The organism is Parachlamydia acanthamoebae (assembly GCF_000875975.1).
GTDB classification, from domain to species: Bacteria; Chlamydiota; Chlamydiia; order Chlamydiales; family Parachlamydiaceae; genus Parachlamydia; species Parachlamydia acanthamoebae.
In genome coordinates this window covers 497,742-516,504 of record NZ_BAWW01000066.1, presented here as the reverse complement: position 1 = coordinate 516,504, position 18,763 = coordinate 497,742, and the positions used below count along the sequence as shown (strand labels likewise).

At 38.9% G+C, this 18,763-nt stretch carries 17 protein-coding genes; 12 read left to right on the top strand and 5 right to left on the bottom strand.

Translation table 11 applies throughout. The annotated features are described in order from the left end of the window. Positions 1–22: 22 nt before the first annotated feature. Complete coding sequence (locus AOM43_RS11815) at positions 23–1,570, top strand: putative Na+/H+ antiporter (RefSeq protein ID WP_006341521.1); 1,548 nt, start codon at positions 23–25, stop codon at positions 1,568–1,570. Here AOM43_RS11815 and AOM43_RS11810 read toward each other — a convergent pair. The 5 genes from AOM43_RS11810 to AOM43_RS11790 all read right to left on the bottom strand — a co-directional run bounded on the left by AOM43_RS11810 (position 1,567) and on the right by AOM43_RS11790 (position 5,965). Then, complete coding sequence (locus tag AOM43_RS11810; protein WP_059360418.1) at positions 1,567–2,820, bottom strand: RsmB/NOP family class I SAM-dependent RNA methyltransferase; 1,254 nt, start codon at positions 2,818–2,820, stop codon at positions 1,567–1,569. The two genes, AOM43_RS11815 and AOM43_RS11810, sit on opposite strands and share 4 nt — an antisense overlap. A gap of 30 nt (positions 2,821–2,850) precedes the next feature. Beyond that, on the bottom strand, positions 2,851–3,741 hold the full coding sequence (locus AOM43_RS11805) for an HvfC/BufC family peptide modification chaperone (protein ID WP_059360416.1): 891 nt from the start codon (positions 3,739–3,741) through the stop codon (positions 2,851–2,853). Next, complete coding sequence (bufB, locus tag AOM43_RS11800) at positions 3,738–4,586, bottom strand: MNIO family bufferin maturase (RefSeq protein WP_006341518.1); 849 nt, start codon at positions 4,584–4,586, stop codon at positions 3,738–3,740. The genes AOM43_RS11805 and bufB overlap by 4 nt, the downstream gene beginning before the upstream one ends. Before the next feature lie 50 nt (positions 4,587–4,636). After that, positions 4,637–5,101: a hypothetical protein gene (locus tag AOM43_RS11795; RefSeq protein WP_006341517.1), complete on the bottom strand. Its 465-nt coding sequence runs from the start codon at positions 5,099–5,101 to the stop codon at positions 4,637–4,639. 99 nt (positions 5,102–5,200) lie between these two features. After that, positions 5,201–5,965, bottom strand: a complete 765-nt coding sequence (locus AOM43_RS11790; protein WP_059360415.1) for a hypothetical protein — start codon at positions 5,963–5,965, stop codon at positions 5,201–5,203. Between the two features lie 438 nt (positions 5,966–6,403). On the opposite strand from AOM43_RS11790, the gene AOM43_RS11785 reads away from it, so the two are divergent. The 11 genes from AOM43_RS11785 to dusB all read left to right on the top strand — a co-directional run bounded on the left by AOM43_RS11785 (position 6,404) and on the right by dusB (position 18,763). Further along, entirely contained in the window at positions 6,404–6,964 is a 561-nt protein-coding gene (locus tag AOM43_RS11785) for a hypothetical protein (protein WP_039378091.1), read from the top strand. Between the two features lie 206 nt (positions 6,965–7,170). Then, positions 7,171–7,635, top strand: coding sequence for a Panacea domain-containing protein (locus AOM43_RS11780; protein WP_006341514.1), 465 nt, complete (start codon positions 7,171–7,173; stop codon positions 7,633–7,635). 392 nt (positions 7,636–8,027) lie between these two features. Beyond that, positions 8,028–9,095, top strand: coding sequence for a peptide chain release factor 2 (gene prfB, locus AOM43_RS11770; protein ID WP_100067517.1), 1,068 nt, complete (start codon positions 8,028–8,030; stop codon positions 9,093–9,095). Next, positions 9,092–9,598 carry a GNAT family N-acetyltransferase gene (locus AOM43_RS11765; protein ID WP_006341511.1) on the top strand — a complete coding sequence of 169 codons (507 nt, stop codon included), beginning with the start codon at positions 9,092–9,094 and terminating at the stop codon, positions 9,596–9,598. The genes prfB and AOM43_RS11765 overlap by 4 nt, the downstream gene beginning before the upstream one ends. Before the next feature lie 24 nt (positions 9,599–9,622). Then, positions 9,623–10,291, top strand: coding sequence for a hypothetical protein (locus AOM43_RS11760; RefSeq protein ID WP_013924152.1), 669 nt, complete (start codon positions 9,623–9,625; stop codon positions 10,289–10,291). A gap of 15 nt (positions 10,292–10,306) precedes the next feature. Beyond that, complete coding sequence (locus AOM43_RS11755) at positions 10,307–11,044, top strand: YebC/PmpR family DNA-binding transcriptional regulator (RefSeq protein ID WP_006341509.1); 738 nt, start codon at positions 10,307–10,309, stop codon at positions 11,042–11,044. Continuing rightward, positions 11,037–12,458, top strand: coding sequence for an anthranilate synthase component I family protein (locus AOM43_RS11750; protein ID WP_059360413.1), 1,422 nt, complete (start codon positions 11,037–11,039; stop codon positions 12,456–12,458). Before AOM43_RS11755 ends, AOM43_RS11750 begins: the two co-directional genes overlap by 8 nt. 143 nt (positions 12,459–12,601) lie before the next feature. Next, complete coding sequence (locus AOM43_RS11745; protein ID WP_059360411.1) at positions 12,602–16,429, top strand: hypothetical protein; 3,828 nt, start codon at positions 12,602–12,604, stop codon at positions 16,427–16,429. Continuing rightward, positions 16,426–17,394 (top strand): NAD-dependent epimerase/dehydratase family protein, encoded by a 969-nt coding sequence (locus tag AOM43_RS11740; RefSeq protein ID WP_006341506.1) that lies wholly within the window; start codon positions 16,426–16,428, stop codon positions 17,392–17,394. The genes AOM43_RS11745 and AOM43_RS11740 overlap by 4 nt, the downstream gene beginning before the upstream one ends. A gap of 77 nt (positions 17,395–17,471) precedes the next feature. After that, positions 17,472–17,729, top strand: coding sequence for a YggT family protein (locus tag AOM43_RS11735; RefSeq protein WP_006341505.1), 258 nt, complete (start codon positions 17,472–17,474; stop codon positions 17,727–17,729). Positions 17,730–17,734: 5 nt separating this feature from the next. Continuing rightward, positions 17,735–18,763: a tRNA dihydrouridine synthase DusB gene (dusB, locus tag AOM43_RS11730; protein ID WP_006341504.1), complete on the top strand. Its 1,029-nt coding sequence runs from the start codon at positions 17,735–17,737 to the stop codon at positions 18,761–18,763.

Sequence of the window (18,763 nt, the reverse complement as noted above, 5' to 3'; positions counted from 1 at the left end):
GAGAAATACGCAGTGAGATAAAATGTCTGACGATAGATCCCTTTTAGAATTACCATCCAAAAAATTATTCCAGCATATTTCTGTTAAAGGATTTTGGTTAGGATTAGCCTATTGTTTAATCTCTTTAGGAGCCGCTGAGGTCACGTATTTTTTATATAATGGTGCCTTCTATTTTGAATCATCAAATCCATTGATCTTATCCTTATCAGAATATGACGATGCCTCTTTAGGAAGTATCCTGGAACAACTACTCTTTCGCATTCAGATTCAACCCTTTAACTTGCTTTCTTTTGCTATTTTTATTTGTGCCATTACGCATACGTTTTTTACACATAAATTTACTGAGATGTCAAATCGTCTTAAAGCCTCACAAAGCGATTTAACCATACAAAACCCCCTTAATAATTTTAAAATTGAAGTTTTTCATTTTTTAGGGGAAGTCGAAGTTGCCTTTGGTGTGTGGGTGATCCCTTTAATTCTTTGTATGGGATATATCTACAATTGGAATACGGTCATTCACTACTTAAATGGGATCAGTTACATCGAACCTCTTTTTGTTGTTGTAATTATGGGGATTACTTCCACAAAGCCCATTATTCATCTAGCAGAAAAGAGTCTAAAGTGGGTAGCAAGGTTAGGGGGAGAGTCTGTTAAATCTTGGTGGTGGGCTCTTTTAACAGTGGGGCCGTTAGCTGGATCATTTATCACAGAGCCTGGCGCGATGACAATTTGTGCCATGCTTTTGGCTAAGCAGTTCTATCACTTAAAGCCTTCTCCTCTTCTTGCCTATGCGACTTTAGGACTCTTGTTTACCAACATTTCGATTGGAGGTATTTTAACAACTTTTGCTGCTCCTCCTGTCTTAATGGTTAGCAAAGTTTGGGATTGGAATACGCCAAACATGTTAATGCAATTTGGATGGAAAGCCATTTGTGGGATTTTAATTGCAAATTTTTTGTATTACCGTTTTTTTCAAAAAGAGTTTGTCCAATTAGAAAAACAAAGGCAGCAATTTAGAGAAACAGAAGAGGAATCGGAATCGATTCCCGTGTGGATTTGTCTGGCTCATGTGTTTTTTTTGACATGGATTGTGGTTCATTCTCACTATCCCGTCGTCTTCATTGGGTCTTTTTTGTTATTTATTGGATTTTATCGGGCAACGCTTCCTTTTCAATGGGAGTTGGAGCTTAAAACGCCTATTTTAGTAGGGTTTTTTTTGGCTGGCCTAGTCATTCATGGAACCCTGCAAGCTTGGTGGATTGCTCCATTGTTAGGGCATGCTTCAAATGAGATTTTGATTGGTCTTTCGATTATTTTAACTGCGTTCAATGACAATGCAGAAATTACCTTTTTAGCGACATTGATTCCCACATTTACAGACCAGATGAAATATGCCGTTGTTGCAGGAGCTGTAACGGGAGGAGGCTTGACAGTGATTGCCAATGCACCAAATCCCTTAGGTCAGGCCATTTTAAATAAGTATTTTGCGGATGGTATTTCAACATTATACCTATTTTTGGGGGCCCTTATTCCAACACTTATCATGGCGAGTATGTTCTATTTTTTTTAATAAGGACGCAAGGCACAGGCAAAGCCGCCATCTAAGCCCAAAGCATTCGGCAGAATGGTTTGGCTTGTTCGCATAAAAAGACCACTTTTTTGACTAATTTTCTGAGCAAGCTTTTCATTTTCCTGACTTAAAATGCTACAAGTCAAATACCAAATTTCCCCTTTATCTGAAAGGAGTGTTCGCGCATGAGCTAGCAATTGCAATTGAGTCTCTTCTAGCTGTTTAAGTGACTCAGGGGAAAATCTCCAACGCGCTTCTGGTCGTTTATTTAGGACACCCGTGTTGCTGCATGGGGCATCGACAATGATTAAGTCAAAACGTCGATCGGAAGCAAAAAATTCCCCTTTTGAACAGCTGAGGGAGACGTTTAATTGATATTTATGACAGTTTTCTTGAAGTGTTTTAAGTTTGCGCTCGGAAACATCGTTGGCAAATAAGGTCGCCGAAGGATAAAAATCATGGGCTAGCAATAATTTTCCACCTGGAGAGGCACAAAGATCCAAAATGGTTTGAGGATTTTCAGCGCTTTGGCGTAGATGTTCCATCAATAGGTAAGGTGTACCGTTTTGAATGTAAGTGTGGGGAGACTGAGAAAAAATGGACAGAGTACCTGTTTCTTTGATGCATGCTAGATGAGGAGAAAGCTCAGGTATGCACGTTAGTTTTTCTTTTTCATCTTCAGTAAGAGATGCATGGGGGCGAATTCTCACCATAGTAGGAGCCGGATGGTTGCCAAGCTCTAACATTTGTTTGCATTTTTCTAATCCAAAGTCATCCAAAAAAGCTTCAACCAAGGGAAGAGGATACGAATAACGAATGCTTAGATCTTGCAGGGAATTTCCTTCTGGTAGCGGAGGAATTCCGCTTCCTAATTTTCTCAATAAGGCATTTAAAAAAGAGCTGAATGTGGGATGGCAGTATTTTTTGGCGAGATTGCCACTCTCTTGACCAATCGCATAAAGAGGTGTGGACCGCTGAAAGGCTGCTTGATAAATGGCCGTTCGGAGAAGAGATCTTTCTTTTACTTTGAGAGATAACGATTGCCTTTCAGCTGTTGATTTTGCGATATAATCCAATGCGAGAGCCATTCTAACTGATCCGTAGGCAATATCTTGAGCAAAAGAAAAATCTAAAGAAGAAGGGGATTCTTTTTGCTTCCAGTTCTCTAGAGATTCTGAAAGAAACTTTCCTTCTTTTAAAAAAGAATAAACAGCCAAAAAGGCTGCTTCGCGCGCATGGATTTGAGGCATACATTTGACCAGAGTAAATTCGGATCTAGCTTACTCAATTGATGATTTTGTATCTAGAGTTAACCATTGTTCTAGGAACCATTTATGAAACCATTTTTGTAAGTTTTCGGCGCTATTTTCAAAGATCGGGTCTGTTTGTTCGTCTAGCCATTCACAGGCTTGATCGATCGAGCAACCCGAGCGGAAAAGAGAAAGAAAATGGTATTCATCTGGATCGAGTGGTGTCGTCACGACTTGATTGAAATCATTCCGGAAAACGGCGCAAAAAGTGGGTACGTGCTTCAGTTCGGGAAAGTCATGTTCCAGCCAATAATCGGGATTTTGCTTTAAAAAAGCTTGGCGAAATTCCACTAAATCGTATTTGAATGCAAACACTTGCATATGGGGCTGCAGAACTAGACTTTTTGCTAAAACAGCTTCTGAATCTCCTAACATCATCTCTTGAAGATTTGTGGGAATATGGGCTGAATAAAATGCTTGGTTAAAAGCGCAGTCTAATTGGGTGGCATCGTAAACGAGCTGAAAATCATCCGCCCGGTAATATTTCTGGACGAAAAGAGGTAGGCGATCTCCGATGGCTTGCAAGAACCAATGAGCGGGTGGGTATTTCACTAAAAAGGGAAACCCAAGGACTTGATTAAACTCTCGATAGCCAAACAAGCATGTGACGAAGGGAAAGACTTCATGCAAAACATTTAATAAACGCCACCAATATTGTTGGTTGTATAACTCAATTCTTTGCGCAGGTCGTAACGTTGGACTTGGCGCAATATAATGAGCCGCTTCCTTTTCCATGGAGTGCCCACATGGTGAAATGGGATTCATGCGATTGTCAAAATCAATCGGGCGAGCGATGATACTACCAAACCATTCTTGAATATATTGGAGGACTGGAGGCGCGAGTGTCTGTTCTGTGATCATGCCTGCTCTCCGCAACTAACTAAAGACTGTTGAAATTGCTTCGCTTTTAAGGCTTCATTCCACGTATCTTGAAAGCTCAGGAAGTTGTCATCCCATTCTAGCAATGTAGAGACGCCACCCGTCTTCGGATAGACCTCGGCATAAATTTGCCAGACTTCATCGACCACGTGATGGTCATGTGTGTCGAGAATATAGGCACCGTAGTCGGAATGGCCTGCTAAGTGAATTTGAAGAACCCGATCTAAGGGAAGGTTTTCCCAATAAGTTCGCGGAGTAAATCCGTGATTGCGGCTAGAGACATAGATATTATTCACATCCAACATCATATAGATATCCGCTTTTTCTACGACAGCCGTGTAAAATTCCCATTCTGGCATTTCATCTGCGTTATAGGCCACATAGGAAGAAAGGTTTTCTAGAGCGAAAGGAAGCTCAAGGTAATCTTGCACAATGCGTGCGCGTTCTGCAACGTAATCAATCACTTCTTGGGTATAGGGGAGAGGAAGTAAATCATGATAATGTGCACCTGGAAGTCTTCCCCAGCATAAATGGTCGGAGACCCAAGGTGTTTTCGTGAGTTTTGTCAGATTTTTTAATTTTTTTAAGTAATCAAAATCCAAAGGATCTGGGCTGCCGATTGCTAAGGAAACACCATGTTGAACAACAGGGTAGCGTTCCAAAATCCGTTCAAGATTTTGTAAGGGGAGGCCGCCCTCTACCATGAAATTTTCGCTAATAATTTCAAACCAGTCAATATCAGGTTGATCGCGAAAAATTTCATTGTAGTGTGGGACTCTTAAGCCAATACCAATCCCTAAATTGGGAATATTAGAATTTTTTTTCATAGGTAAATTTCGAGTCTTGTGTATCTATTAGTGTTTAACAGATAACAGGGTTATTTTTTGTTTTGTGTGCCTTCAGTGGCTTCTTTTCTCTTATCAGCCATCTTATCTACAACGAGCTTAACGGCTAGGTTTTTGTCTGCAAGGGCACACTTTCCTTTTCCTTTGCAGCTACCTTTTCCTGCACAAGCATTTTTATCTGTTTGACAAGCATTTAAACCTTTGCATGCATTTGAACCCATGCAACGTTGACTTGCCACGTAACGAGCCAATTCTTTACCTTTTGAATCCAAAGAATTATAAAGAGATACCCCCTGAGGACTTAATTCAAGGAGAAGTTCATCTTCTGTCATTAAGTGGTAACCCATGTTGCCACGTTCGCTGGTTTGCTTGGAAACCCCATATTTTTGGATGGTTTCATTATCGAGCTCAGTTCCGGCATAGGCCACAGTGTTAGCAGTAACAAAAGCGCTTAAAATTCCTCGCAAAGCGAGTTGTTTAGCAGTATTTTTTTTCATATTTAAGCTCTTATTTTAAAGAATGAACGCTTAGTCAAATTTAAATAAATAGCTTATGCATTGCGAGAATGCATAAGCTATGGGCTCTATTAAAAGAGATTAACGAGACTCGTGGCCCCATCCTTGGTTTTGAGGCGCATAGCGATTAGCATCTGGTTTACCAGCTTGGTTTGGCTGGTTCACTGGATTTGCTGATGGCGCGGATGGGTTAGATGGGTTGTAGTAGTTGAGTGGTTGTTGTCCACCACAGCTACTCGAACCACCGCAGCTTGAGCCGTGTGTTTGTGGGTGCGCTTGTCCTGCACATCCTTGAGAGCTAGCAGCACAGCCTGTTGAAATTGTCTGCTGTCCATTCCAAGATGAGGCTTGAGGATGGTGTGGTTGCGCTTCCCATTGTTGAGATCCACCATAGTTTGAAACAGGAGCTTGAGGATGAGCTTGTCCGCCACATGATGATCCACCAGCACCGCAGCTTGAGCCACCATGTTGAGGTATATGTTGAGGTGCATTCTGAGGTATTGCTTGTCCACCACATGCTGAACCACCGGCACCACAGCTGGAACCGGAAGATTGAGGGATTGCTTGTCCACCGCATGCTGAACCACCTGAGCCACAGCTTGAAGAAGCTCCACCCCATGAACTTTCGCCTGAGCCTGAATTGCAGCATCCACGGTTTTTGCTATAAGCATAGTTTCCGCGACGGATGTAGTTTCCGGAATAGCTGTAGTTATAGTTGGAAGCTAAGTGATTTTCAATCGAAGTTTCAGGTTGAACAGGAACTTCTGCTTGTCCTTGGGATGCCATCATAACACCGCTGGTGATTCCCAATAGGGCTAATTTTTTCAGGTGATTTTTTTTCTTCATAAATCCACTCCTTAAAGTTGATGGAACAGTATCTCATTATGGTTTGCGTCATCATTTTTTAGGGGTGATGCGCTCACCTAGATAAAAATAGCCTCTAGGTAGTTTATAAAGGCACTTACCCCTTTCTCTTTAATTTGTTTGTAGCATTAATCATTTCATCATGCAAGGTTTTTTTTGAGTGGTTCGCATCGTTTGCTTATCCACTTGAAAATCTTTCGGTTAATTTCATCCAAAGAAAGAAGGATATTGTGTATTTGGAGCTCTCATCATGCGAATCATGCCTTAATGGATTTAAATTCAATGCTATCTGCAGGGGAAAGTTTGTTGATATGTTAGTTTTAATTTTCATAAAAATTTATTAATTTTATTTAATAAGTGTTTTTTATTATTTGATAACATAAAATTTTGACTTTTATAAATTTTAACCAAAGAAAAACGATGGGACCTGATACGATTTGTGTTTATCAAAAAAATTGGGCATATGCCACACCTGATTCTCCAAAACCTATTCTGACAACCGGTAGCTTCGGCCCTTGTTATGTGGTCACGCTCATTTCAGAAAAGTGTACGGCAATGGCTCATGTGGATGATACGACTCAGGTTGAATCAATTAAGCAAATTTTTGCAGAATTTTCTAAACGATCAATTCAATTTAAAGATGTTCAAGTGGTTATTTTGGGTGGGTGGAAAGAACATGGGGAGTCTAAAGAATGGGGCGATAAAATTTTTAGATACCTTTGTTCTGCTGGTTTTTCATCAATCAATCTTAAATATATGTTTTCAAAAAAAATGCCTGAAAAGCCTGGTGACCAGCAAATATTCGCTGATCATTTTTATGGAGCCGCTCGAGTGGATGCGCGTAGTGGAAAGATGCAGATAAGTGCTACCCCCGATGGAAATATAGCCAGAGAACAAGCGAGGCAGATGTTACAAAATTTGCGCGATCATGGATCTGCTTATACCACTATTGAGCATCCTTTGACTCAAGTAGAGTTCTAAATAGGAGATTAAAAAGAGAATGATTAAGATAGCAGGTAGATTGACAATTTTATCAAAGAGGCTTGAGGAAATAGGGATCAAATATAAAAAAGCCCATTTTGATTTTTGAAAGCCTTCTAGGCTTGACCTTTTTCGCTATGGCCTATATATCCTTGTTCGATTTATACTCTGTCATTTTATCAAAATTTCTAAAGCAGTGGGCATCAATGAAGAAAAGAAGACAAAGTCAACCTGTGAGTGCGCTTGATATAGCAGCATATATTCTAGCTAATCATACGCGAAATACGCCCATTGCAGCATGGAAAATGCATATCCTTGTTTATTACTGTCAAGTTTACCAGCTTATCAGTGAAGGGATTCCTTTTTTTAATGAAAAAATAATGGCTACCCAGAAGGGAATTATGATTCATGAGCTTTGTGCTCTTCATTATAATCAGCTGTATATCGGAGATAGCTCCAAAGGGAATTTAAATCATTTGTCTTTAAAGCAGATCGATATTATCGGCGAGGTAATGAAAAAATATGGCAACAAAACATTGGAAGAATTGGGTCAATTGATTCAATTAGAAGCTCCTTGGAAAAAGGCTAGACAGGAAACGACGGATCTTAGAGTTTCGGTTGAAATCATTCCTATTTCTATTCTCGAGCTTTATAACCAAGGTAATCTTTAGATAGCCTAAACAGTTCTACATCTCACGTAAATTATATAGCTAAGTATGTACATAGGTCGATAATCTTATCAGAACAATTAAAGAAATTAGAATTGGAATCAAATAAAAAAAGCCAATTTTGATTTTCCTTTCAAATTTTTGACCTATTTCGTTTAGAAAACCGAAGATGGAAAAAGTAAACACAGCCGCATCCGTTCCTCCATAAAGGTTTAAAATTTTACCGGCTAGTTTTGCCAAATATTTTTTCAAAAGTCAAACTTGAAATCTCTAAACATAATCCGTTTCATTTATTCCCTATTTTTGTTAAAATGGAGGCTCGTTCTGGCCCTTTTATCTAAAAAAGCTGTTTCAGGAGAGCTTCATGAATAACGATGTTCAACTACGATTAAAAAATCTGGAAGATCGAATCCTTCATATGTGGAGGTATCTTTGACTTGGCTTCAAAGGAAGCAAAAGTTAAAGCATTAGAAACAGAAATGGAAGCCCCCACATTTTGGGATGACAACGATGCGGCTCAAAAAGTGATCGCAGAATGTAATGCCTTGAAAGCTTGGACAATTCCCTACCACGATCTTAAAGAACGCTATTCTAATGTCAGTGAATTATTGCAAGAAGCCTTTGATTTAGGTGAGGAAAGCCTCATTCAAGAGTTGGTGGAAGAATTAGATTCTATCGAAGCAAGCTTGAAAGAGCTTGAAATCAGAAAAATGCTTGCAGGTGAGCTTGATAGTAAAAATGCTTTTTTGAGTATCAATGCGGGCGCAGGAGGAACTGAAGCTTGTGACTGGGTGCTGATGCTATCTCGGATGTATCAAAGATGGGCGGCTAAAAAAAATTGGAAAGTGGAAGTGATCGATACGGTCGACGGAGATGTGGCCGGGATAAAGAGCATTACTTATAAATTTACGGGGCCTTTTGCGTATGGCTATGCCAAGGCAGAAAAAGGGGTTCATCGATTAGTCCGCATTTCCCCTTTTGACAGCAATGCCAAGAGACATACCAGCTTTGCTTCGGTCGATATTACGCCAGAAATTACGGATGACATTCAAATCGAAATCAGGCCGGAAGATTTGCGCGTTGACACATTTAGAGCCTCGGGGGCCGGTGGACAACACGTTAATCGAACAGATTCTGCTGTCAGATTGACGCACTTGCCTACAGGGATCGTGGTCTCCTGTCAAGCACAACGTAGCCAGCTTCAGAACAAAGAAACTTGTTACAAAATGCTTCGTTCTAAATTATATGAAATGGAAGTCACAGCCCGTGAAAATGCACTGAAGGCTATGGGTGGCGAGAAAAAAGAAATTGCCTGGGGCAGCCAGATTCGTAATTATGTTTTTCAACCCTATACTTTAGTGAAAGATACGCGTACAAAAGTAGAGTGTGGAAATATTCAAGCTGTCATGGATGGAGAGCTTGATGATTTTGTTAATGCTTATTTAATGGAGTTTGGGGGATGACGGCCCAGAATCAATCAGATATTGAAATTCGATATACAGAGCCTGGTGATGCAATTTATCTAAAAGAGTGGCTGATGGATAAAAGTGTTTCTCGCTGGTTTCCGATGTGTGATGAAGCTGAAATCAACGATGCTGTGAATCGTTGGATTGGCTTTTATCGCTATAAATGTAGCTTAACGGCTGTTAAAGATGGAGTTCCTTGTGGACTCGCTACCCTTTATTTACAGCCTTATCGCAAGCTTGCTCATCAATGTGAATTTGGAATTATTGTGGGCGCTGATTACAGAAATCATGGAGTTGGAACAGAACTTCTCAATAATTTAATGTATTTAGCCAAAGAGACATTTCGCATCGAACTGCTCCATTTGCAAGTATATGCTGAAAATCCGGCCATCCGTCTTTACGAGCGTTTTGGATTTAAAGAGTTCGGCAGGCAGAATCAATGGATTAAAGAAGACGATCGCTATGTTGGGCGGGTATTTATGGAGCGTTTCTTAACTTGATTTAATACGAATAGATGAGTCTATATGTCAATTATGCTTTTTCGGGAAAAGCTTGAAACCACTTCGGGGAAAAAGCTGATCCTGCGTTTTAATAATAATCGTTCGACCATGCTAAGTGTCAAATGGGGCGAGCCTGATTGTGTTGTTTCCTTGCATTCCTTTTTTTTGGGAGCTCCTCAAAATGTGATGGATGCCTTAGCTTGCTATATCAAGCAAGAGCATAAAAGGATTGCTCCAACGATTAAGATTTTCATTGAAGACAATCTTAAAAAATTAGATTACTCCAATCAAATCGATTCGTCAAAATTGTCTGCGCAAGGTAATATTTATAATTTGCAAGCGATTTATGATGAATTAAATGCAGAGTACTTTGGTGGAGAAGTCAAAGCCGCGATTACTTGGTATGGAAGACACTCGCAAAGAAATTACTCACGCGTGACATTTGGGCTCTATCATCATCTTTTGCGTTTAATCAAAATCAATCGGATTTTGGATGTCCCACATGTTCCGGAATATCTTGTATCTTTTGTCGTTTATCATGAGATGCTGCACGAAGCATGCCCGTCTTATGTAGATGAAAAAGGAATTAATCGTATTCACAGTAAAGAATTTAGAGAGCGAGAAGTCCTTTTTCGAGATTACTACAAAGCTAAAAAATGGATTGATCAATATCTCGGAGAGATGTTCGCATAAAACAAAGGAATTTTTATGGCAGGTCATAGTAAATGGGCGAATATTAAGCATCGCAAAGGACGCGCGGATGCTAAGAAAGGAAAAGTTTTTTCAAGAATTGCAAAGGAAATTATCAGTGCTGTCAAACTGGGTGGTCCTGATGCAAAAGCTAATCCTCGTTTGCGTATTGTTTTACAAAAGGCTCGCGAAGCTAACGTTCCTAATGATATTATCGATCGAAACATCAAAAAGGCCTCAAGTGCTGATCAAGCGGATTATATTGAGATGACTTATGAGCTCTATGGTCATGGCGGCGTTGGGATCATTATCGATGTGATGACCGACAACAAAAATCGGATTTCCTCAGATATGCGCATTGCGACCAATAAACGGGGAGGGAGCATTGCCACTCCTGGAGCGGTTGCTTTCAATTTTGATCGCAAGGGTGTCATCCAAATTTCGAAAAAGCATGGAGTTGAAGAAGAATTATTTAACGCGGCGATTGAAGCAGGGGCTGAAGATTTTGAAGTAGCGGATGAATTCTTCATGATCACGACTGATCCGGTCGATTTGTTTCACGTGAAAGATGCTGTGAATCATCTAGGTTTTCAAGCAGATGAAGCGACTTTAGAAATGATTCCAAAGTCTTACGTTGAATGTGATGAAGAAACAGCTAAGGCTAATTTAGCATTGATCGATTGGTTGGAAGCATTAGAAGATGTGGATGCTGTTTATCATAATATGAAAGTTCCAGATCAATTGGTGGATGAGTAATTTTTTCAGTGAGCTTGATCTAAGCTCCATCATTCGTCATTCCGATGATCTATTGCAGATTGCACGTTTTTTTTCTCAGGAAAAAGGAACGTGCTTTCTTTATTCCGGTGGAAAGTTCCCTCTTTCGCAAAAGTCTTTTTTATGTGTATTTCCATTTGCGTCTGTTTCGATAGAAGCTGCCCTCCAACGAAAATACTGGCAGGGCGATATTTTATCCCCTCTTGAATTGCAACTGGATAACCCATGGGATGCTCTTAAACAATTCTTAGAAGAACCAAGTTCCGATGAGCCTATTCCTCGATGGGTGGGTTATTTGGGATATGAAATGGGGGCCTATAGCGATCCCGATATTCAATTAGATTATGTGCAACCTGTTATTCCCTTGGCGTTTTTTCAACAGTTTGCTTGTACACTTATCTTCGATCATCAGTTGGAAAAATGTGATCTATGGATTGATGAAAACTCTTTTTCTTTTCTGAATTCATCTCAACAATCTAAAGTTTTAGAGTTAAATAATATTTCAAATTGGTTGTCGATAAGGGATCAAGCCTATTCCTTCGTTCCGAAACGTAAAGTGGCTCCGCTGAAATATAAAAATCAGCCGAAGAGATCAGAAGCTTATATGGATCACGTTCAAAAAGCCCAAGAATTGATTGAAAACGGGGAGATCTATCAAATCAATTTATCACAGTCTTTTGCTTTCCAAGGAAAACGAGATGGCTTTGAGCTTTTTTATCAGTTAGCCAAGCAAAATCCTGCACCTTACTCAGGCTATTGGGACCTCCCTTTTTGTTCGATTGTTTCCTCTTCGCCTGAAAAATTTTTAAAAAAACAATCTCAGACGCTTTCAACAGAGCCAATTAAAGGCACAGCTCCACGGGGAACAACAGCAATTGAAGATTTTCACAATCGAGAAAAACTACTATCTTCAGAAAAAGAAAATGCTGAATTGTTAATGATTACAGATCTTATGCGTCATGACTTAGGAAAAGTCAGCCTTCCAGGTAGTATCAAGGTAAATCCTGATTGGAATTGCTATGCCTACCAAAATGTTTTTCATTTAAGTTCTACAATTGAATCTATTCCTTTTTCATCCATGCACGATTTGGATATTGTGCGGACATGTTTTCCTGGAGGGTCTATTACGGGTTGTCCAAAAATTCGTGCGATGCAGCATATTTATGATTTTGAAAAAAGAGCTAGGGGTATTTATACAGGGTCTTTGGGGTATTTTTCTCACAATGGAGATTTCGATTTTAACATTGCCATTCGCTCTATCGTTTTGACTGATCTAGGCATCGAAACAGCACTTGGAGCAGGCATTGTAGCGGATTCTAACGCTTTGCATGAATACCAGGAAATTCTGTGTAAGGGAAAGTCAATTTTTGAAATTTTGGATATTTCGATCTCTTAAACTAGTCTAAGCTATTCAGTACTAATATTTTTCAATAAAACGTCGTATTTTGCTATCTGAAAAATAAAAAAAATTTATGAATGTATCATCTTTTTTGTTAAACAAAAAAATAATTGTTAACACTATTGACAAAGGAGATGACGATGAATTTCGGATCGACCACAGCAACTCCCTCAACACCTCCACCCGCAACTTCGACACCATTGGAATCTCCTAGAAGTAAAATTGGAAGCCCAAAAGCTGAACCAGTTAAAAATACGCCTCGCCTGAGCATAAGCTCAACATTTGCATCTAGAATTGCTCAATTGAAACACAAGCTTTCCCCTGGCTCTGGATCGCAGATTGGCCATTCAGATAAAGCAATGAGTGGACGAATTTCTCCTATAAGTAAAGGAGGATCACAAATTGCAGGGCATTCGCATGCTTATGAAACGTTTAGCAGCGAAGAAGACGAGAAAGACGTGGTAGTCAAAAAAGGCTCTCAAATTTCTTCTCGACAAGGGAAGAAGTCACATGGTTATAAAGCATTCTACACAAAAAAAGAAGAGGGAGAATTTATAGCCGAAAAAAGATCGCAAATTTCTTCTACGGGTTTAGGGGGAACTTTAGAAAATTATATGTTCGAGTCATCTGAAGAAAAGAAAGGCACTTTTGGGTTCTGGGAAATCAATACTCAAACCTCTTCCAGGGGTGGAGAAGTTGAAGTTGTGCGACCTGCTGAAGATTGGATGACTCCCATTGTCGAAGACCGAGAAACAGATGACGAACATTCATTGAGTTTTAAGCATGATTCTGCAGAAGGCAGCGAGGCAGAAGTAGGGCCCTCTTCTTTAAGAGAGCCCAATGCTGATAAAGTGAAAAAAAATCGGATTGTATTAGGCTCGCATGACGAGTTGAGCTCAGATGAATCCTCTACATCTGAAGAAAGCTTATCAGAAGTAGATGATGAATTATTTCATTCTGTTGACATGGGAACAGGAAAGGAAAAAGATTTTGAAGAGCTCTATAGTGCTGAAACAGTGCCTGATTTTTCGGAGCCATTTGAGGTCTTAAAACGACCCAACTGGGATCGATCTGAAATTAGAATGCGGGAGTGCCTAACCCCAAAAAATGCTCAAAAAACGAATCAAGAAGCAAAAAATGCAATCTTGGAGGAAGATCTTGTTCTCTACGATGCTGCTACATTAAATGTCAAAATATTGGATTATTTAAAAGTCCATGCTGAGGAAATTCTTAGAAAAAAGAAATGGGGGAATATCCCTGCTAAACAATTAGAGCGGATGGCATCGCCTCGATCTCTTAATCTTTATAAAAAAATTCATCGCAGTCGTTCTATTTTGCGTCATATCATTAATAATTTAATTATCATCGAAAAATGTTTATATGATTTTGTAGAAAGGACTAAAGCGAACACAAAATGGATGAAAAATTTTCGAAAACAACTCGATGTTTTAATTAAATCTAATTTTAAGTCTTTTGTTGATTACTTTGAAAACAGTCTTTCTATAGAAGATAAAAAGCTTGTCTTACTTGCATTAGGAAATGATGCCGCTGCCAATTTAGAAGTTTTAAAGATGTGGGTCAATCGCAGTAATCAGGATATGGTCAAAAAATATTTGTTAGATCGTGAGCTTTTTTATTTAGGTGTCGAAAATCTTCGCGAAAAGAAGATGGATGTTTCCCAGGATATTTTTGCAGACTCGAATGTTTTTTGTATTTCTCGAAGTGATATTGTGCGTGGACTTACTGCAAAAAAAGTCTGGGACATACCCCATTTTGTTAATGGCCGGCAAGTGATTTGTCATTTGGAAAATGAAAGAGACGAATCTAAGTTGGAAAATTTTTTAAATAAAATCCTAAATGCTAGCGATAATCGCCCTTTAGAGGAAACTGCTTTTGCTGGATATGTAGAGGATTTTTTAAGATTTAATTTAACCGATTTTGATTACTTATACAGGCTTTTATATCTTGGGCATTATAGAATGGCTCTAGCTATCCATTTTATTTTTAATTCGAATGCTAAAAGTGCAGATATTAAAACGAAAATGTGTAAAGTTCAATTTAATAATTGCAAAAATTTTGAACTTCAATTTCAAATCTGTTGCACATTGGAAGATAAAGCAAAAGTGACATTTACTTTGGACATTCGGCCCTCAAAAAAAACCGTGAATTCTTTCAAAGCTATTCTAAAAGTTTTGCATTATGAATTTAATCCAAAGATTTTAGATTACAAGAAAAATGAAATTTTAGAACATCTGGTCAATTATTCTAACGCTATTCGTTCACATAAAACGCTGCCACGTGGAATGTCCTATTACACCTCTCCTGGAAGCAAAAATCTGGACAGGGAATTTAAAAATAAGCTTGAACAAGAAATTACAAATTGTAACAGCGAACATCCTTATTTGGGTGTATTCAAATTAAAAGATGGGTATCGCAAAGAATGTCGCGGGGCAATTGTTAAGAATCGAGGGATTTTTTCAAATGAACTCATAGAGGAATTGCAGCAAAAATTGATTGTCAATGAAGCTTTTTTTGAATCGATTATTCCAAGAATTTCTTATCTCGCAAAGGAATTGCAGAACTATTCCGAAAGGAAAAATCGTCAAAGTATTTTTTATGAAGAAATCATGAAAATTTTCAAAAATATCAATGAGGCTTCCGAATATATTGTAAGGTCATCTGGTATAACAAATAATACGAACGTTGAAAGGTTTCTTGAAATCTTTAATGAAATCACAGATTCAGAAATCTGTGATTGGTTTTTAAAGGCAATAGGGGGAACGGCAGAAAATGGGAAAAAACTCATTGATTTTCTGAAAAAAACAGTCAATCCAAAAAAAATTACCAAACAAATCGAGAAAATGGCTGAAGAATATCATAAATATAGCCATGAAATGTTTTCTTCTAAGTGTTACCATGTAACTATTCCAAAAAAATTACAAAAGGCTTTTTTTACGGTTTTCCCTGAAGATATCTTCAGGAGCTATAAACCTCAAGAAAGTTCTGGCTGTATTTTTAATTCCATTAGAATCAACGAACATTTGCTTTTTAACTCGGAAGACGATTTTAATTTATCTCTTTTTTTAAAAAAAATATACGCCCACTTTGAAGAAGAACGTCAAGAAGAAAGGACGGATTTTGAGACGGAAGCTTTTGAAAAAATATTAAATACGAGCTGGAAAGAGATTCTTCCGTATTTTTTTTATAAAAAGAAAGGTGTTGAAGGCGATTTTCATAAACGAAAGGAAATCGATTTGAAGAAATTGCGGAAAATTTTTGATTTTCCTGCGATCAATCTAAAAAAAATTCAAGATGATTTTAGTGCATTTAAAAAAAAGAAAAAGTACGCGGCAGATGATTTATGCAAAATCATTGCGACGTGGTTTATTGCAGCGACCGTGCCTTGTTATCCCATATTAGTTTTGGGTGCAAATGGAGTCTGGAGCATTGTAGAAACACTTTTACAATCTACTTTTACAGGATTTAATAAACTTCCCTTCGGTTTAAAAGTATTGCCAGGCATTGATTTAGCGGTTCAAATTGAAAGCCCAATTTGTTATAAAGTCAAAGTGACCAAAAGCCTTGGTGTTTGTCCACGTGTAGATCGCTGGAATCCTGCATTAAGTGCAGTGGATAATAAGAGTCCCGTAGCTACGATGTTGGTGGAAAGTACATTTTGCGTAATTAGAAATAGTTTAGAAGCCTTAATCGAAATAAAGCCTCCGATTTTTCATAAAGAAAACATCTATTCTGCCGAGGATCCTTATCGCATTATTAAAGTATTTGATCGCGCCATTCTTCTGCACCCACTGGTGTATGGCATTCACTCCGAATCAAAAAAAGGCAGGAAAGCTTGGAATTTAAAGGTGAAGGACAGTTCGGATGATAAAGTGGGCGATTCGTCCAATTCTTTTGCTGCAATCAATGAAAGTAGAGAAAATTTAGAAAATGAGTCAACATCCACATGATATCAAAAACAAATAAAAATATTATCGTCACAGGTGCCGCAGGATTTATTGGATTTCACACTACGCTTGCGCTTGCTCAAAGGGGCGACCATGTCATTGGATATGACAATTTCAATGACTATTATTCTCCTCAATTAAAAAGAGACCGTTGCGAATTGTTGAAAAAAGCAGGGATTGAAGTTGTTGAAGGGGATATTTGCGACACTTCTAAGCTTAAACAGTGTGTCAGGGCAAATCAAGCGACACATTTTGTTAATTTAGCTGCTCAGGCAGGTGTGCGTTATTCTCTCACAAATCCTCAGTCTTATGTCAAATCGAATCTAGAAGGGTTTGTCTCTGTTTTGGAAATCTGTAAAGATCACCCAGGAATAAGTTTGGTTTATGCTTCTTCCTCTTCTGTATATGGATTGAACCGTAAAATTCCGTTTTCAATCGAAGATCGTACAGACCAGCAAGCCAGTCTATATGGCGCGACGAAAAAAGCGAATGAATTATTTGCGCAGACCTATCACCATTTGTATCGGATTCCAGTAACAGGATTGCGTTTTTTTACTGTGTATGGTCCCTGGGGAAGACCTGATATGGCCTATTCACTTTTTACGAAAGCCATTTTGTCGGGAGAACCTATCGAAATTTATAACTACGGGAAGATGCAGCGGGATTTTACTTATGTCGATGATATTGTTAGTGGAATTTTGGCCGCGATCGACCGAGAAGCCCAGTGTGACCTCTTTAATTTAGGCCATCACGAACCCGTTGAATTATTGGAGTTTATTCGCACTTTGGAAGAATACCTAGGAAGAACAGCAACGAAGATATTTAAAGAGCTGCAGCCGGGGGATGTGCCCGAAACTTTTGCCGATATTCGAGAAAGTACACGTCATTTGAATTTTGTTCCAAAGGTGGGAATGCGAGAAGGGCTAGCTAAATTTTTGGATTGGTATAGAGATTATTATCATGTTTGAATTTTAGTTAATTAAGTATTCCGAGACAGAAAAAAGGAAATCATTTATGATTTCCTTAAGTTTCCAAGGGATAGGCCATGATTTTAGTTAACATCATCAGTCTGATTTTTCAAGTTTATTTTCTCATGCTATTTGCGCGCATTTTAAGCTCGTGGCTACCGGAATTGCATCAATACCGAATCATGCAGTTTATTGCTTTTTACACTGACCCCTACCTGAATTTTTTTCGAGGAGTTATTCCTCCCCTGGGAATGATTGATATAAGCCCCATATTTGCCTTTTTGGCACTGAGCTTTATCGAATATTTCTTAAAAATCTTGCTCATAAATTTGTAATTTTAATGAATACTTTTTCTTCTTTTCAACTCGGGAACCTCACATTGCCTAATCCCGTGTTTTATGCACCTCTAGCAGGGTGTTCCGATTTTCCATTTCGGCAGATGTCTGCGCGGTATTCGCCTGGCTTAATGTATTGTGAAATGGTTAAAATGGACGCATTAGTGCGGCATGATCCCAATACATTCCGGATGTTAGATTTTGATAAGGATATGCATCCGATTGGCGGGCAGCTATGTGGAAGCAAACCTCAGCTAGCAGCTAAGGCTGCCAAAATCATTGAGGATTTAGGTTTTGACGTGGTGGATTTAAACTGTGGGTGTCCGGTTGATAAGGTCACAAAAGACGGTAGCGGTTCAGGACTTTTAAAAAATCCTTTGTTAATTGGAGAAATTTTATCAGAAATGGTCGCTGCTGTTAAAATTCCAGTAACGGTTAAAATTCGAGCGGGTTGGGATGATGAAAATCTATGTGCCGAGGAGATTACACAAATAGCTGAAAAGGCTGGAGCTAAAGCTATTACGATCCATGGCCGGACACGCCAACAAGCTTATCGCGGACCCGCCAACTGGGATCACATTAAAGCCAGTAAACAAGTTGCCAAACATATCAAAGTGATTGGCAATGGAGATGTGATGGATCCTACGTCAGCGAAGCGTATGTTTGAGTATACAGGCTGCGATGCTGTATTAGTCGCGCGCGGAACTATGGGACAGCCGTGGATTGCTCAAGATATTTTGAATTATCTGCAAGGCGGGACAATTCGTGTGCACACACCTGAGGATTGCCGCCAAGCTCTTTATGAGCATTTTTTGTGTACTGAACGTTATTACAATCCTCGCCAAGTTGTGATTGAAATGCGGCGTGTAGGATGCTGGTATATCAAAAGTTCTGGTGGAACTCGAGAATTTCGTGGCTTGATTAGCCGAGCTTCTTCACCTGATCAAGTGAAAGATTTGATTCAAAACTTTTCTTTTGGCAACGATAGTGATTTAGAAAATTCCGTTACCGATCAGGATTGTGAAGCCTGCTAG

Coding starts and splice junctions, on each gene's coding strand:
- AOM43_RS11815 (WP_006341521.1), top strand. CDS start 23: ATGTCTGACGATAGATCCCTTTTAGAATTACCATCCAAAAAATTATTC.
- AOM43_RS11810 (WP_059360418.1), bottom strand. CDS start 2,820: ATGCCTCAAATCCATGCGCGCGAAGCAGCCTTTTTGGCTGTTTATTCT.
- AOM43_RS11805 (WP_059360416.1), bottom strand. CDS start 3,741: ATGATCACAGAACAGACACTCGCGCCTCCAGTCCTCCAATATATTCAA.
- bufB (WP_006341518.1), bottom strand. CDS start 4,586: ATGAAAAAAAATTCTAATATTCCCAATTTAGGGATTGGTATTGGCTTA.
- AOM43_RS11795 (WP_006341517.1), bottom strand. CDS start 5,101: ATGAAAAAAAATACTGCTAAACAACTCGCTTTGCGAGGAATTTTAAGC.
- AOM43_RS11790 (WP_059360415.1), bottom strand. CDS start 5,965: ATGAAGAAAAAAAATCACCTGAAAAAATTAGCCCTATTGGGAATCACC.
- AOM43_RS11785 (WP_039378091.1), top strand. CDS start 6,404: ATGGGACCTGATACGATTTGTGTTTATCAAAAAAATTGGGCATATGCC.
- AOM43_RS11780 (WP_006341514.1), top strand. CDS start 7,171: ATGAAGAAAAGAAGACAAAGTCAACCTGTGAGTGCGCTTGATATAGCA.
- AOM43_RS11765 (WP_006341511.1), top strand. CDS start 9,092: ATGACGGCCCAGAATCAATCAGATATTGAAATTCGATATACAGAGCCT.
- AOM43_RS11760 (WP_013924152.1), top strand. CDS start 9,623: ATGTCAATTATGCTTTTTCGGGAAAAGCTTGAAACCACTTCGGGGAAA.
- AOM43_RS11755 (WP_006341509.1), top strand. CDS start 10,307: ATGGCAGGTCATAGTAAATGGGCGAATATTAAGCATCGCAAAGGACGC.
- AOM43_RS11750 (WP_059360413.1), top strand. CDS start 11,037: ATGAGTAATTTTTTCAGTGAGCTTGATCTAAGCTCCATCATTCGTCAT.
- AOM43_RS11745 (WP_059360411.1), top strand. CDS start 12,602: ATGAATTTCGGATCGACCACAGCAACTCCCTCAACACCTCCACCCGCA.
- AOM43_RS11740 (WP_006341506.1), top strand. CDS start 16,426: ATGATATCAAAAACAAATAAAAATATTATCGTCACAGGTGCCGCAGGA.
- AOM43_RS11735 (WP_006341505.1), top strand. CDS start 17,472: ATGATTTTAGTTAACATCATCAGTCTGATTTTTCAAGTTTATTTTCTC.
- dusB (WP_006341504.1), top strand. CDS start 17,735: ATGAATACTTTTTCTTCTTTTCAACTCGGGAACCTCACATTGCCTAAT.